Raw genomic sequence first — 15,348 nt, 5'->3', positions numbered from 1 at the left:
GCGTAGCCCCGCACCCCCGGCGCAGGATATCGGTGTGCCGCGCAGCCGTGCTCTGCACCGTGGAAGTCACGACGCGTCGGCCAGCCTCAGTGCGCGGCCTCGTTCCAGTCGTGTCCGCGGCCGACCTGAACGTCGAGAGGCACGGTGAGGTCCGCTGCGTCGCCCATGCGGGTCCGCACGATCCGCTCCGCCGCGTCCCACTCCCCCGGTGCCACTTCGACGACGAGTTCGTCGTGGATCTGCAGCAGTGCGCGCGAGCTGAGACCTTCTGACCTCAGGTCCTCGTGGATGTGCAGGAGTGCGATCTTCATGATGTCCGCCGCGCTTCCCTGGATCGGGGCGTTGAGCGCTGCGCGCTCGGCGTTCTCGCGAAGCACGCGGTTCGGGCTCGCAAGGTCGGGGAACGGGCGGCGGCGGCCGAAGATGGTCTCGGTGTAGCCGACCTCCTTGGCCTTCATGACGGATGCCCGCAGGTAGTCGCGAACCGCTCCGAACCGAGCGAAGTACTCGACCATCAGCTGCTTCGCCTCGGACTGCTCGATGCGGAGCTGCTTCGACAGCCCGAAGGCCGACAGGCCGTAGACGAGCCCGTACGACATCGCCTTCACCTTCGTGCGCATCGCCGAGGTCACTTCGCTCGGCTCGACACCGAACACCCGCGCACCGACGAACCGATGCAGGTCCTCACCGCTGTTGAACGCCTCGATGAGACCTTCGTCGCCCGAGAGATGTGCCATGATCCTCATCTCGATCTGGGAGTAGTCGGCGGTGAGCAGAGACTCGTAGCCCTCTCCCACCTGGAAGGCGCTGCGGATGCGACGTGATTCCTCGGTGCGCACCGGGATGTTCTGGAGGTTCGGATCGGTGCTCGACAGGCGTCCGGTCTGGCTGCCGGTCTGCACGTACGTCGTGTGCACGCGGTGATCGTCCTGGATGGCGGTGTCGAGCGACTCGATGATCTGGCGCAGCTTCGTCGCCTCGCGGTGCTGCAGCAGCAGGCCCAGGAACGGATGCGGGTGGGACTCCTGCAGGTCGGCGAGCACTGCGGCATCCGTGGAGTACCCGGTCTTCGTCTTGCGGGTCTTGGGCAGCTGCAGGTCGTCGAACAGCACCTCCTGGAGCTGCTTCGGAGAGCCGAGATTGAACTCGCGACCGACGATGCCGAACGCCTCCTGAGCGAGACCCTCGGCGCGCGTCGCCAGCTCGCCGGAGAAGGTCGACAGCACGTCGTGCGACACCGCGACACCGGCGACCTCCATGTCGGCCAGGGTCAGCAGCGTCGGCAGCTCGATGTCGGTGAGCACGGTGGCGACGGATTCGGGAATGTCCTCGCGCAGCGCGGCGGCGACACGGAGCGCGAACCAGGCCTCCTGCGAGGGAGTCGCGCCCTCGGTCTCCGGAACGAGCTGCGTCGGGTCTGCCTCCGGCAGCTTCTCGCCGAGGTAGCGCTCGACGAGGTCGCCGAGCGTCTTGTCGGGGAAGCTCGGACGCAGCAGCCATCCCGCCAGACTCGTGTCATAGGCCAGGCCGCTCATTCGCACCCCCAGGCGGAGCAGAGCCTTTACCTGGGGCTTCGCGTCATGGAGCACTTTGGGGCTCGCGGACTCGAGCCACGGCCGCAGGACTTCGACGACCTCGTCGTTCCAGTCGAGTTCACGGAGCTCGTCCCCGGAGGCGGCACCGAGTCTCGTCGGAGCCCCGCCCTGCACGACGATCCGCACGGCGACGTCGTCGGTCTGCGCCCCGGCCCAGCTGACGAAGTCCGCCGCGGTGACCTCGGTCGGCTCGGGCAGCACCACTGTCGTCGTCGGATCATCGGCGACTTCGCCCGCGCCGACGGCCTCGAAGACGCGAGGCAGCAGGGTGCGGAACTCGAGGCGGGCGAAGATGTCTCGCACTGCCTGGGCATCGATCGGTGCGACGGCGAGGTCGTCAGGCGCGACGGGAAGTTCGACGTCACGCAGCAGTCGGTTGAGGCGGCGGTTGCGACGCACGTCTTCGATGTGATCGCGCAGATTGCCGCCCACGACGCCCTTGATCTCGTCTGAGCGCTCGAGCAGGTCGTCGAGCGAACCGAACTGGGTCAGCCACTTCACGGCCGTCTTCTCGCCCACCTTGGGCACACCGGGAAGGTTGTCGCTCGTCTCGCCGACGAGAGCCGCGATGTCGGGGTACTGCTCGGGTCGGACCCCGTAGCGCTCCTGCACGGTCACCGGGTCGTACCTCTTGAGCTGCGAGACGCCCTGCACCGACGGGTACAGCAGCGTGACGTCGTCGGTGACCAGCTGGATCGTGTCGCGGTCTCCCGAGACCACCAGCACGTCGTATCCCTGCTCCGCTCCCTGCGCCGCGAGCGTCGCGAGGATGTCGTCGGCTTCGACCCCTTCTTTGGTGAGAACCGGGATGGACATCGCGGCGAGACAGTCCTGCAGGAGCGGGATCTGCCCCTTGAACTCCTGCGGGGACTCGGAGCGGGTCGCCTTGTACTCCGGGTAGACATCCGTGCGGAACGAGTGGCGCGAAGTGTCGAAAGCGATCGCCATGTGCGTCGGCTGCTCGGCCTTGATGAGGTTGACCAGCATCGACAGGAAGCCGTAGATGGCGTTCGTGTGCTGATTGTCTTTGGTCGTGAAGTTCTCGACCGGCAGGGCGAAGAAGGCACGATAGGCGAGCGAATGGCCGTCGACGACCATGAGGGTAGGCTTTGCGGAGTCCGTCACCCTGTCAGCCTAACGAGGACGACGGACACCCGCTGAGGAGGAACCATGAGCGACACCGCGACCAGTGCAGGACTCGACTGGGCGACAGCCCGGGGAATGGGTGCGCTCGCTCAGAAGATGGGCATGGAGTTCCTTGAGTTCACCACCGAGCGCTGCGTCGCGACGCTGCCCGTCGAGGGCAACACTCAGCCCGTCGGCCTCATGCACGGCGGCGCCTATGTCGTGCTCGGCGAGTCGCTGGGATCCATGGCCGCCAACCTGCACGCGGGTCCAGGGCGACTGGCCGTCGGGGTCGACATCAATGCGACGCACACGCGATCGGCGACGTCCGGCGTGGTGACCGGCGTGTGCACGCCCGTGCACCTCGGGCGCAGCATCACGGTGCACGAGATCGTCGTCACCGACGATCAGGGCCGCCGGTGCTCGACGATCCGCATCACCAACATGATCAAGGACGCTCCCGAGGCTCGCTGAGAGGTTCGTCCAGCAGCAGCTGGAACAGCAGGTGGTCCTGCCACTCCCCCGCGATCCGCAGATACTGCGGTGCGATGCCGATGCGCTCGAAGCCGTTGTCCGCGAGAACACGCTGAGAACCGGAGTTGTGCAGCAGTGTCGCTGCCTGCAGGCGGTGCAGTCGCACCTCGTCCCGCGCGTAGGCGGCGACGAGGCGCACCCCGCGGGAGGCGAGACCGCGACGGAGCCGCGTGTGATCGACCCAGTAACCCAGATCGGCGTTCCAGAACGCACCGCGCACGATGTTGTTGAGGTTGATCCGTCCGCGGATCTCGCCGTCGGACGACTCGATCACGAAGCGGATGTTCCGGCCAGCAGAGGCTTCGATCACGCACTGCTCGGCGTGGAACTCCTGCCACTCCGGGGTGAAGAACTCCGGTGACCTGAGCGGCTCCCACGGTGCGAGGTGCTCTCGGTTGGCCGAATACGCCCTGGCGAGTGCAGGACCGTCGCCGACCTGCACAGGACGCAGCAGATGCTCCGCGTCGAGCGGGAGCAAAGGCTACTTCTTCGGAGCGAGCTGCTCGATGATCGCCTTGGCGACATCCTGCATCGTGAGGCGGCGGTCCATCGATGCCTTCTGGATCCAGCGGAACGCCTCGGGCTCGGACAGGCCCATCTTCTCGTTCAGCAGGCCCTTGGCACGATCGACGAGCTTGCGGGTCTCGAAGCGCTCGACCATATCGGCGACCTCGGCCTCGAGCGTGATGATCTGCTCGTGACGCGCAAGGGCGATCTCGATGGCGGGCAACAGGTCGTTCGGGGTGAAGGGCTTGACGACGTAGGCCAGTGCTCCGGCCTCGCTCGCGCGCTCGACGAGCTCCTTCTGGCTGAACGCCGTGAGAAGGACGACGGGTGCGATGTTGCCCTTGTGCAGCTTCTCGGCTGCGCTGATGCCATCGAGCTGCGGCATCTTGACGTCCATGATGACGAGGTCGGGGCGGAGCTCGGTCGCGAGTGCCACGGCCGTCTCGCCGTCACCTGCCTCACCGACGACATCGAAGCCGTTGTCGCGGAGGATCTCGACGATGTCGAGACGGATCAGCGACTCGTCCTCGGCGACGACGACGCGTCTGGGTGCGGATGACGTGGGCTGTTCTGCTGCCTGTTCTTGCTCGGTCACAGACCCATCCTAGTGGAGACCACCTCTGAGGTCCCCCGATGGTGTGGCGGGTGACGGTGAGCACGGATCGCCTGCGCTAAAGTCGAAGACGCTACACACGAGCCGGCGTGGCGGAATGGCAGACGCGGAGCACTCAAAATGCTTTGTCCGAAAGGGCGTGTGGGTTCGAGTCCCACCGCCGGCACATCAGTTCAGATGCTGATCCATACCTGACCGTCGATCAACAGATATCGATCGAGGGCGGGGCTCATCGCCTCGAGGATCATCCGCTCAGCGACCGCAGGGTGGTCGGCGGTGACGACGTCTCGCGGAACCACGGACCGGATGATCGTGTCGAGGTTCTCATCGGTTGCATCGACGTGAAGTCCGCCGACCAGCACCGGTTCATATGTCTGCCCGTCGTGCACCCGGTGTCCGTCGGAGTCGAGGACGGTGTCGCATGCGTGACTCTGCGCAAGATAGGCGGGGACGCACGCGATGGCCTCGTGGGTGCGGAAGCGACCTTTGAGGCGGAACCTGACGCCGATGCTTCCCGGCTTCCTCGCGAGGAGGGGCGTGTCGTCAGGCTCCGGGTGGGCGCCGGCGGGATACCGCTGAGGCGCGGACGGCGCTCCGACCAGCGGGCGGGAGCGGTCGGGTCGCTCGGCCACGGCGGGGTCGATGGTCAGGTCATCCATGTGTGCGGGTGCGGGCCTGCCGCCGTGCGGGCGGCCTGCGCCTGACCAGAGTACTAGTCCGCGGCTGAGAAGCCGCGGAGCCGTGGACGACGGGTCGGTGAGGCCCGAGGGTCGACACGTCGTTCACCGCTCGGACAGCGCAGCGACCTCTGCGAGAACCCGGGGGTCCGCGAGAACCCGGAAGTGCCCTCCGGAATCGAGACGCACGTTCTTCATCGCGCCGCTGAGCTCGCTTCCCTCGGGGATGTGCGGGTCGAAAGCCGCGTAGATCGACACGATCCGTCGGTTGACGTCCACCTGGCGCGCGAGCTGCATGATCGACGGGTCCGAGGGTGAGAACGCGCGGAGAGAGCGGACGGGAAGCATCCGCGCATAGCGGGAGCCGCCGAAGGGCGTGGCCACAGCCACCATGGCGCGCACCCGGAAGCCAGAAGGACCAGCCATCGCCATCTTGCCGGCGAGTCCGCCCTTGCTGTGCGCGACGATGAGCGCATCGGTGAGTTGCGCCGACTCGAGGAAGTCGGTCATGAGCTGGGCCGATTCGATGACGGGGCGGCGGTTGTGCCTGAGCGAATCGAGGACATGCACGGGGTGCCCCCGGGCGTGCAGCGCCGTGATGAGGGGCTGCATGAACCGCCATGTCTCGTACACGCCCGGAAGGATCACGATCGGAGCCTCGGAGCCGGTCGCGAAGGAAGCGGCGTCGCGTCGGTCGACGGCAGCGCGCAACTGCCAGTACACGGCATAGGTGTAGTCGGCGATCCACCAGGCGGCTCGTCTCAGCGTGCGGATGGCGCCCATCCTTCGATCGCTTCGGCGACTGCCTGCGGCGCCGAGAAGTGCACGTTGTGCTGCTGTCCGGGGATCTCGACGACCACACCGTCATGCGCCGCGGCGCCGAGAGCGTGGCTCCATTCCGACCCCGCGACCGGGTCGTCGCCTCCGCGGATGACCAGCACCGGCATCTGCAATGCCGGAACCGTCGACGCCGTCGAGTACTCGATCATCCGCCGTGCCTGCTTCAGATACCGGCGGATGCCGCAGCGCAGGTAGTCGACCAGGACGACGGCGTTCGCTGCCGGGGTCTCCCCCAGCGTGTCGACCACGAGTGCGCGTGCCTGCGCTCCGAGCGTGCGGTGCCGCTCATCGACGACCGCGCCGATCAACACGATGCCCTCGATAGGCTCCGGACGTGCACGCGCAGCTTCGAGCGCCCACTGGGCTCCCATCGAATGCCCGACGTAGACGACGCGTCCGAGCCCCAACACCGCGACGAGCTCTGCCAGCAGGCGCCCCATGTCCTCCACCTCGAGATCGCGCTCGGGCTGCGGCAGCCCGGCGAAACCGGGGAGGTCGATCGAGATCACCCGTGCAGATCTCGGCAGGGCCGCGTGCAGAGGAGCGAAATACCGATGGGACATGCCGATGCCGTGGACCAGCACATATGTGACGACGCCTGGCGCGTGCGTCTCGGTGCTCTCGTGCAGACGGAAGGCGTGGCCCGCCACGACGATGCGCCGAGCGAGAAGGGTCATCCGCTCACCGTAGGTGCGACGCGCTCTCCCGCACCAGACGCTTGACATGACCGCCCAGGAACATCGCCGAACGGACGACGAAGGGGCGGAACAATCGTTCCGCCCCTTCGCTGTGCGACCTGGATCAGATCGTGGCTTCCTTGTAGATCGGCGCTGCGCCGTTGACGGCGTCCCCGACCTTGTGGACGCGGATGTCGTTGGTCGAGCCCACGATTCCGGGAGGGGAACCCGAGATCACGACGACCTTGTCTCCCTCGACGGCGAGTCCGCTCGAGAGCAGATAGTCGTCGACCTGCAGATACATCAGGTCGGTGTGCTGCACCATGTCGACGAGCTTCGAGCGGATGCCCCAGGTGAGGGCCATGCGCCGACGGATGCTCGGCTCGGGGGTGAACGCGATCATCGGGATGCGCGAGCGCAGACGCGAGAGGCGGCGAGCCGAGTCACCCGACTGCGTGAACACGCAGAGGTACTTCGCGTCGACGAACTCTGCGACCTCGAGAGCGGCGAGGGTGATCGCACCTCCCTGGGTGCGCGGCTTGGTCGTGAGCGGAGCGATGCGCTCCAGACCGTGCTCCTCGGTGGACTCGATGATGCGAGCCATCGTCTCGACGACGACCACGGGGTAGTCGCCCACGCTGGTCTCGCCCGAGAGCATAACGGCGTCTGCACCGTCGAGCACGGCGTTCGCGACGTCCGAGGTCTCGGCGCGCGTGGGCACCGGGCTGTTGATCATCGACTCGAGCATCTGCGTCGCGACGATGACCGGCTTCGCCATGCGGCGCGCCAGTTCGACAGCGCGCTTCTGCACGATCGGCACGGCCTCGAGCGGAAGCTCGACGCCGAGGTCACCACGGGCGACCATGATCGCGTCGAACGCGTCGACGATCTCTTCGAGCGCATCGACGGCCTGCGGCTTCTCGACCTTGGCGATGACGGGGACCTTAACGCCCTCTTCGGCCATGATCTCGTGCACGCGGCTGATGTCCTCCGCGTTGCGGACGAACGACAGGGCGATGAGGTCGGCGCCGATGCGAAGGCCCCAGCGGAGGTCCTCCTCGTCCTTCTCGCTCAGAGCGGGGACGTTGACTGCGACACCGGGCAGGTTGATGCCCTTGTTGTTCGACACGGCACCGGCGACGATCACGCGGGTCGTGACGGTGACGCCGTCGGTCTCGACGACCTCGACGCGGACCTTGCCGTCGTCGATGAGCAGGAAGTCTCCCGGCTTGACGTCGTTGGGCAGGCCCTTGAACGTCGTGCCGGAGATCTCCTTGTTGCCGATGATGTCCTCGGTCGTGATCTTGAAGATGTCGCCGGCGGCGAGCTCGTAGGGGCCGTTCTCGAACTTGCCGAGGCGGATCTTCGGTCCCTGCAGGTCGACGAGGATGGCGACGGCGCGGCCCGCGTCGTCGGCGGCCTTGCGCACGTTGGCGTAGTTGTTCTCGTGCACGGAGTAGTCACCGTGGCTGAGGTTCAGGCGCGCGACGTCCACGCCGGCGTCGATCAGTGCACGCACGGTTTCATAGGTGGAGGTGGCGGGGCCCAGGGTGGCGACGATTTTCGCGCGTCTCAACAGATTGCTCCAGGGTAGTGGGGGATGGAAATCAGGCGACGGTGCCGCGGCTCAGCCTACGCGGGCTGGAGACCGATAGCGACTTCATGCGGTCGCACAGGCTCGGGCAGAACGGTCGTGCCCATGAGGAAGCGATCGACGTTGGCCGCGGCTGCACGGCCCTCCGCGATCGCCCACACGATGAGGGACTGCCCCCGCCCGGCGTCGCCGGCGACGAAGACACCGGGCACGGTCGACTCGTAGGTGTCATCACGACGGAAGGCACCGCGGTCGGTGACCTGAGGAAGCGTGTCCTCGGTGTAGCCGTCCTGCTCCGGGCCGGTGAAGCCCATGGCGATCAGCACGAGGTCTGCGGGGATCTCGCGCTCGGTGCCGCTCTTGGGCACGCGGCGGCCGTCGATGTACTCGGTCTCCGCGACGCGCAGAGCACGAACCTCGCCGACGTCGTTGGAGAGGAACTCGACGGTCGAGGCGAGGAAGACGCGCTCACCGCCTTCTTCATGAGCCGAGGAGACCTCGAAGAGCGTCGGCATCATCGGCCATGGCTGGTGCCCCGGACGCTCGGTGCCCGGCTGCTTGCCGATCGCGAGGTTGGTGACGCTGATCGCACCCTGACGGTGTGCGGTTCCGATGCAGTCCGCACCGGTGTCGCCGCCGCCGATCACGATGACGTGCTTGCCTTCGGCGCTGATCTGCTCGGGGACCTTGTCTCCGGCGACCGCATGGTTGGACTCGACCAGGTACTCCATCGCGAAGTGCACTCCGTCGAGGTCACGTCCCGGGATCGACAGGTCGCGGGGAACCGTCGATCCGGTGGCGATCACGACGGCGTCGTAGCGGGCGCGGAGGTCGGACCATGAGATGTCCTTGCCGATCTCGACTCCGGCACGGAACCTCGTGCCCTCCTCCTGCATCTGGCGCAGGCGGGACTCGAGCTGCCCCTTCTCCATCTTGAAGTCGGGGATGCCGTAGCGCAGCAGACCCCCGATGCGATCGTCTCGCTCGAAGACAGCGACCGTGTGACCTGCACGGGTCAGCTGCTGTGCTGCGGCGAGCCCGGCGGGGCCGGAGCCCACGACGGCGACCGTCTTGCCGGTCAGACGAGCGGGAGGCTGCGGCTCGACCCAGCCCTTGGCGAACGCCTCGTCGATGATCGAGACCTCGATCTGCTTGATCGTGACCGCGGGCTGGTTGATGCCCAGGACGCAGGCGCTCTCGCACGGCGCAGGGCACAGCCGACCGGTGAACTCCGGGAAGTTGTTGGTCGCGTGCAGACGGTCGATCGCCGCCCGCCCTTCTCCGCGCCAGGTGAGGTCGTTCCACTCGGGGATCAGGTTGCCCAGCGGGCAGCCCTGATGGCAGAACGGCACACCGCAGTCCATGCAGCGCCCGGCCTGACGCTTCAGGACCGCCTGATCGGCGGCCTCGTAGACCTCTTTCCAGTCCATGATGCGCACGGGCACAGGACGACGCTTCGGAAGCTCACGCTCAGTGACCTTCAGAAAACCTTTGGGATCAGCCACCGGTCACCTCCAGGATGCGGTTCCAGACGATGTCGCCGTCGGGGTCGATGCCCTCGGCGACTGCTTCTTCGCGCATGCTGCGCACTGCGGCGTAGTCCCGCGGAAGCACCTTCGTGAACTGGCCTGCGGTCTCATCGAACCGCGCCAGGATGTCGGAGCCGAGCGGCGAGGCCGTGCGCTCCACGTGTGCGACGATCAGGCTGCGCAGCACTTCGAGGTCGGCACGGTCGAGCGGCTCGAGCCTGAGCTCTCCGCTGCCGAGCGACTGGGCGTTGATCTTGGCGCTGTCGAGCGAGTGGATGTAAGCCACTCCCCCGGACATGCCGGCGCCGAGGTTGCGACCCGTCGAGCCGAGGATCACAGCGACTCCACCGGTCATGTACTCGAGCGCGTGGTCGCCCACGCCCTCGACGACCGCCGTGGCACCGGAGTTGCGGACGAGGAATCGCTCGCCCACGACGCCGGAGAGGAACATGGTTCCCGACGTGGCTCCGTATCCGATGACGTTGCCGGCGATCACGTTCTCGTGCGGCGCGATGGCAGAGCCCCGAGCCGGACGGATCGAGATGTCGCCGCCCGAGAGCCCCTTGCCGACGTAGTCGTTCGCGTCGCCTTCGAGGCGCAGCACGATGCCGGAGGGAAGGAACGCTCCCAGCGACTGACCCGCCGTTCCGTGCAGCGTGACGTCGATGGTGCCGCTGGGAAGGCCCGCGGCGCCGTGGCGCGACGTGACCTGGTGACCCAGCATCGTGCCGACGGCCCGCTCGGTGTTGGCGATGGGCAGCTCGACCACGACCGGCTCTCCGTTGAGGAGGGCGGGCTTCGCGATGTCGATGAGCTGCACGTCGAAGTGCTTCTCGAGCTCGTGATCCTGGGTGCGGCGGCTGCGACGCGGCTCGCTCGCGGGGAACGCGGGGCCCTCGAGCACAGGGCTCAGGTCGAGACCCTCCGCCTTCCAGTGCTGCAGGGCCGCGTTCGCCTCGATGAGCTCTGCACGCCCCACGATCTCGTCGATCGAGCGGAACCCGAGCTCCGCCAGGATCTCGCGGACCTCCTCGGCGATGAACTCCATGAAGTTCACCACGAACTCCGGCTTGCCCGTGAAGCGCTCGCGCAGCACCGGGTTCTGCGTCGCGACGCCCACCGGGCAGGTGTCGAGGTGGCAGACCCGCATCATGATGCACCCGCTCACGACCAGCGGGGCGGTGGCGAAACCGAACTCCTCGGCGCCGAGCAGGGCGCCGATGATGACATCGCGTCCGGTCTTCAGCTGGCCGTCGACCTGCACCACCACGCGGTCGCGCATGCCGTTCAGCATGAGCGTCTGCTGCGTCTCGGCGAGGCCGAGTTCCCAGGGCGTTCCCGCGTGCTTGAGGGAGTTCATCGGGCTCGCGCCCGTGCCGCCGTCATGGCCGGATACCAGGATGACGTCGCTGAGCGCCTTCGCGACACCCGCGGACACTGCGCCGATACCCGACTGGCTGACCAGCTTCGTGTGGATCCGCGCCTCGGGGTTGGCCCGCTTCAGGTCGAAGATGAGCTGCTTCAGATCTTCGATCGAGTAGATGTCGTGATGCGGCGGCGGCGAGATGAGGCCGACGCCGGGCGTGCCGCCGCGTGTGCGCGCGACCCAGGGGTAGACCTTCTGCGGAGGCAGCTGACCGCCCTCGCCGGGCTTGGCGCCCTGGGCGAGCTTGATCTGGATGTCGTCGGCTTCGGTGAGATACAGGCTCGTGACTCCGAAGCGTCCTGATGCGACCTGCTTGATCGCGCTGCGGCGTTCGGGGTCGAGCAGACGGTCGGTGTCCTCGCCGCCCTCGCCGGTGTTCGACTTGCCGCCGAGCCGGTTCATCGCGATCGCGAGAGTCTCGTGCGCCTCTTTCGAGATCGAGCCGTAGCTCATGGCGCCCGTCGAGAAACGCTTCACGATCGCGGAGACCGGTTCGACCTCATCGAGCGGCACCGGCTTGCGGGTGCCGGTGCGCAGCGTGAACATCCCGCGGAGCGTCTTGAGCTCCGCCGCCTGGTCGTCGACCATCTTCGTGTACTCGCGGAAGATGTCGTAGCGGCGCTCGCGCGTCGCGTGCTGCAGCTTGAACACCGTCTCGGGGTTGAAGAGATGCGGTGAGCCGTCGCGGCGCCACTGGTATTCACCACCGGTCCACAGTCGCTCGTGCGCACGAGCGGCTTCGTCCTCGGGATAGGCGTAGTCGTGGCGAGCCTGGTTCTCGATGAAGATCTCTTGGATGCCGATTCCGCCGAGCTTCGACTCGGTGCGCGTGAAGTACTTGTCGATGAACTCCTCGCTCAGGCCGACGGCCTCGAAGACCTGGGCCCCGGCGTACGACGACACGGTCGAGATGCCCATCTTCGACATGATCTTCAGGACGCCCTTGCCGAGCGCGTAGATCAGGTTGCGGACGGCCTTCTCGGGGCTGATGCCCGTGATGTATCCGGTGCGCACGAGATGCTCGACCGTCTCCATCGCGAGATACGGGTTGACCGCCGAGGCGCCGTAGCCGATCAGGGTCGCGACGTGGTGCACCTCGCGCACATCGCCGGCTTCGACGATCAGTCCGACCTTCATGCGGTTCTCGCGGCGGATCAGGTGGTGATGGATCGCAGAGACCATGAGCAGCGACGGGATCGGGGTCAGATCCTTGTTCGAGTCGCGGTCCGACAGGATGACGAACTCGGCACCCTGTTCGATGGCCTCGTCGACCTCGTCGCACATCTCGGTGAGACGCTTCTCGAGCGTGTTCGACCCGGCGTCGAAGTGGTAGAGACCCTTGATCGTCACGCTCGAGCGATCCGGAAGCGCCTTGTCGATGTGGCGGATCTTCGCGAGCTCGTCGTTGTCGATGACGGGGAAGTCGAGCGACACGGTGCGCGTGTGGTCCGGGCCCCACGTGAGCAGGTTGCTCTCGGGGCCGAGACCCAGCTTGAGGCTCGTGACGACCTCTTCGCGGATCGAGTCGAGCGGCGGGTTGGTGACCTGCGCGAACTGCTGCGTGAAGTAGTCGAAGAGCAGACGCGGGCGCTTGCTGAGCACCGCGATCGGAGTGTCCGATCCCATGGCACCGAGGGGCTCGACGCCGGTCTGACCCATCGGGGTCAGCAGCAGACGCACCTCTTCTTCGGTGTAGCCGAAGGTGCGCTGACGCCGGGTGATGGACGCCGGCGGGTGCACGATGTGCTCACGCTCGGGAAGGTCGGCGAGACGGACGGATCCGGCATCCAGCCATTCCTGCCACGGGTGCAGGGTCGCGAGGTCGCGCTTGATCTCCTCGTCCTCGATGATGCGCTGCTGCGAGGTGTCGACGAGGAACATCTTGCCCGGCTGCAGGCGTCCTCGACGCTTGATCCGCTCGGGCTCGAAGGTGAGCACGCCGGTCTCCGAACCGATGACGATCAGGCCGTCGGTCGTCTCGGTCCAGCGCCCTGGGCGCAGACCGTTGCGGTCGAGGGTCGCTCCGACCACGGTGCCGTCAGTGAAGATGAGGGCGGCCGGGCCGTCCCACGGCTCCATCTGGTTCGAGTGGTACTCGTAGAACGAGCGCAGCTCTGGCGAGATGTCCGACTGCTTCTCGTAGGCCTCCGGCACCATCATCATGATGGCGTGCGGCAGGCTGCGACCCGTGAGCGTGAGCAGCTCGAGCACTTCGTCGAACGATGCGGAGTCGCTTGCGCCGTCGGTGCAGATAGGCAGCAGAGGTGCCATGTCCCCGAGCAGCTCGGACTCGAGCTGCGACTGACGCGCACGCATCCAGTTGCGGTTTCCGCCGACCGTGTTGATCTCACCGTTGTGCGCGAGCATGCGCAGCGGTTGAGCCAGCGGCCAGGACGGGAACGTGTTGGTCGAGTAGCGCGAGTGCACGACGGCGAGCTCCGACATGAAGCGCTCGTCCTGCAGGTCGGGGTAGAAGGGCTCGAGCTGGAGCGTCGTGACCATTCCCTTGTAGCCGAGCGTGCGCGCGGACAGCGAGACGAAGTACGCCCCCAGCTCGTGGCCGGCGCGCTTGCGCAGGCGGTAGGCGACGCGGTCGAGCGCGATCCCGGTGAGCGGCGCGTCGGAGTGGGTCGCTCCCCCGGCGCTCACGAAGAGCTGCTCGAAGGCGGGGCGGGCTTCGTCGGCGAGCTTGCCGAGGTTGTCGTTGACCGTCGGCACCTCGCGCCAGCCGAGGACGCGCAGGCCCTCGGCGCGGGCGATCTTCTCGATACCGGCCTTCTGCTGACGGCGCTCGCTGGAATCGCGCGGGAGGAATGCCAGACCCGCGGCGTACTCGCCGACCGGGGGCAGTTCGAAATCTGTGACCGCGCGCAGGAACGCGTCCGGCATCTGGGTCAGGATGCCTGCGCCGTCACCCGTGCCGGCATCCGAGCCGATCGCGCCGCGGTGCTCGAGGTTGCGCAGCGCCTCGAGCGCCAACGCGATGATGTCGTGGCCGGCTTCGCCACGAAGTGTCGCGACCATGGCGAGGCCGCAGGCGTCCTTCTCGAACGCCGGGTTGTACATGCCCTGCTTCGGGGGGTAAGCGCCGGAAGCGCCGTAGGGAGGCTGAAAATACACCAGTACCGTCCTCAGATCTGCAGCTGACCCGGGGGCGTCATTGGCCGGGTGGATGTGATGGGGTCCGCACGGACCGGTCGGCTATCGAGCGCCTTCCGTGTCCGTGGGAGCGGTGCTTGTGGCGCTGGCTCCTGCGGCGACTTCTTCGGACGGAGGCTCACTCAGGTCCACGAAGTCGGAGGGATTGTTCTGCGATTCTACATCAGCGTCCAGGTCGGTCCGGCCGCGACCGGGCTGGTACGGCGACGGCTCGAGTCCGGGGTGACGGCGCGACTGCACGATGAGGATCGCAAGGCCGACGACGATGCCGAAGATCGCAGCCCAGACGTTGCTGCGCAGGCCGAGGAAGATTTCGCTCGGATCGATGCGGATCGACTCCCAGACCACACGGCCGGCGCTGTACCAGATGAGGTAGATCGCGAAGAGCCTGCCCCACTGGAACGCGGTCGCCTTGCGGCTCAGCCACAGCAGAACGATGACGCCGAGACCGTTCCACAGCACCTCGTAGAGGAAGGTCGGGTGGAAGAGCGTGCCCTCGGGAAGCCCCGGGGGGAATGCGGAGTTGTCGGCGGGGATCTCGAGACCCCACGGCAGGTCGGTGGGGAGTCCGTAGAGCTCCTTGTTGAACCAGTTGCCGAAGCGGCCCATGGCCTGCGCGAGCAGGAGTCCGGGCGCCAGCGCGTCGGCGAAGGTCCAGAAGCGGATGCCGGTCCAGCGGCAGCCGAGGTATGCACCGACGGCTCCACCGATGAGGGCGCCGAAGATGGCGATGCCACCCTCCCAGATAGCCCAGACGGAGCCGGGCTCGAACGGGTTCCAGGTGTTCCTGCCCTCGCCGAAGTAGAAGTTCGGGTGGGTGAGCACGTGGAAGATGCGCGCGCCGATGATCGCCAGCGGAACGGCGAGGATCGAGATGTCGATCACGACCCACGGCTCTGCCCCGCGCCTCGTGAGGCGGTGGTTGGTCAGCAGCACCGCGGCGATGATGCCGGCGATGATGCAGAGCGCGTAGAAGTGGATCCGTAGCGGCCCGAGGTCGATGTAGGAGACCGGGGGGCTCGGGATGCTGGCGAGCACGCCGCCGAAGGTGCTGTGAAGCGCGAGGGACATG

The 15,348-nt window shown here is 67.0% G+C and carries 11 protein-coding genes and 1 tRNA gene; 2 read left to right on the top strand and 10 right to left on the bottom strand.

Annotated elements, in window-relative coordinates:
• Positions 1-86: 86 nt before the first annotated feature.
• Positions 87-2,720, bottom strand: coding sequence for a DNA polymerase I (gene polA, locus RU09_RS00850; RefSeq protein WP_042536654.1), 2,634 nt, complete (start codon positions 2,718-2,720; stop codon positions 87-89).
• A gap of 45 nt (positions 2,721-2,765) precedes the next feature.
• On the opposite strand from polA, the gene RU09_RS00845 reads away from it, so the two are divergent.
• Positions 2,766-3,194, top strand: a complete 429-nt coding sequence (locus RU09_RS00845) for a hotdog fold thioesterase (protein WP_042536653.1) — start codon at positions 2,766-2,768, stop codon at positions 3,192-3,194.
• Here RU09_RS00845 and RU09_RS00840 read toward each other — a convergent pair.
• The gene (locus RU09_RS00840; protein ID WP_082040985.1) at positions 3,169-3,732 is read right to left on the bottom strand and encodes a GNAT family N-acetyltransferase; all 564 of its coding nucleotides are present in this window, start codon (positions 3,730-3,732) and stop codon (positions 3,169-3,171) included. The genes RU09_RS00845 and RU09_RS00840 overlap by 26 nt on opposite strands.
• A gap of 3 nt (positions 3,733-3,735) precedes the next feature.
• A complete protein-coding gene (locus RU09_RS00835; protein ID WP_042536652.1) occupies positions 3,736-4,356 on the bottom strand; it encodes an ANTAR domain-containing response regulator in 621 nt (206 codons plus the stop codon).
• A gap of 101 nt (positions 4,357-4,457) precedes the next feature.
• Here RU09_RS00835 and RU09_RS00830 point away from each other — a divergent pair.
• Positions 4,458-4,540 (top strand) — tRNA-Leu (locus RU09_RS00830).
• Positions 4,541-4,547: 7 nt separating this feature from the next.
• Here the strand turns inward: RU09_RS00830 and RU09_RS00825 are convergent.
• The 7 genes from RU09_RS00825 to lgt all read right to left on the bottom strand — a co-directional run bounded on the left by RU09_RS00825 (position 4,548) and on the right by lgt (position 15,347).
• Positions 4,548-5,033 (bottom strand): hypothetical protein, encoded by a 486-nt coding sequence (locus RU09_RS00825; RefSeq protein WP_042536651.1) that lies wholly within the window; start codon positions 5,031-5,033, stop codon positions 4,548-4,550.
• 123 nt (positions 5,034-5,156) lie between these two features.
• Complete coding sequence (locus RU09_RS00820; protein ID WP_042536650.1) at positions 5,157-5,834, bottom strand: esterase/lipase family protein; 678 nt, start codon at positions 5,832-5,834, stop codon at positions 5,157-5,159.
• Positions 5,813-6,568, bottom strand: a complete 756-nt coding sequence (locus RU09_RS00815) for an alpha/beta fold hydrolase (protein WP_042536649.1) — start codon at positions 6,566-6,568, stop codon at positions 5,813-5,815. The genes RU09_RS00820 and RU09_RS00815 overlap by 22 nt, the downstream gene beginning before the upstream one ends.
• A gap of 124 nt (positions 6,569-6,692) precedes the next feature.
• On the bottom strand, positions 6,693-8,144 hold the full coding sequence (pyk, locus tag RU09_RS00810; RefSeq protein WP_042536648.1) for a pyruvate kinase: 1,452 nt from the start codon (positions 8,142-8,144) through the stop codon (positions 6,693-6,695).
• A gap of 56 nt (positions 8,145-8,200) precedes the next feature.
• Positions 8,201-9,667, bottom strand: a complete 1,467-nt coding sequence (locus tag RU09_RS00805) for a glutamate synthase subunit beta (RefSeq protein WP_042536647.1) — start codon at positions 9,665-9,667, stop codon at positions 8,201-8,203.
• A complete protein-coding gene (gltB, locus tag RU09_RS00800) occupies positions 9,660-14,183 on the bottom strand; it encodes a glutamate synthase large subunit (RefSeq protein WP_153302177.1) in 4,524 nt (1,507 codons plus the stop codon). Before gltB ends, RU09_RS00805 begins: the two co-directional genes overlap by 8 nt.
• Positions 14,184-14,318: 135 nt before the next feature.
• Positions 14,319-15,347, bottom strand: a complete 1,029-nt coding sequence (gene lgt / locus RU09_RS00795; RefSeq protein ID WP_042536645.1) for a prolipoprotein diacylglyceryl transferase — start codon at positions 15,345-15,347, stop codon at positions 14,319-14,321.
• Between the last annotated feature and the right edge of the window lies 1 nt (position 15,348).

The sequence above is a fragment of the Microbacterium sp. MEJ108Y genome, from assembly GCF_000834175.1.
GTDB lineage: Bacteria > Actinomycetota > Actinomycetes > Actinomycetales > Microbacteriaceae > Microbacterium > Microbacterium forte.
The sequence above is the reverse complement of the archived record's forward strand: the minus strand, read 5'-3'. Positions and strand labels throughout refer to the sequence as shown.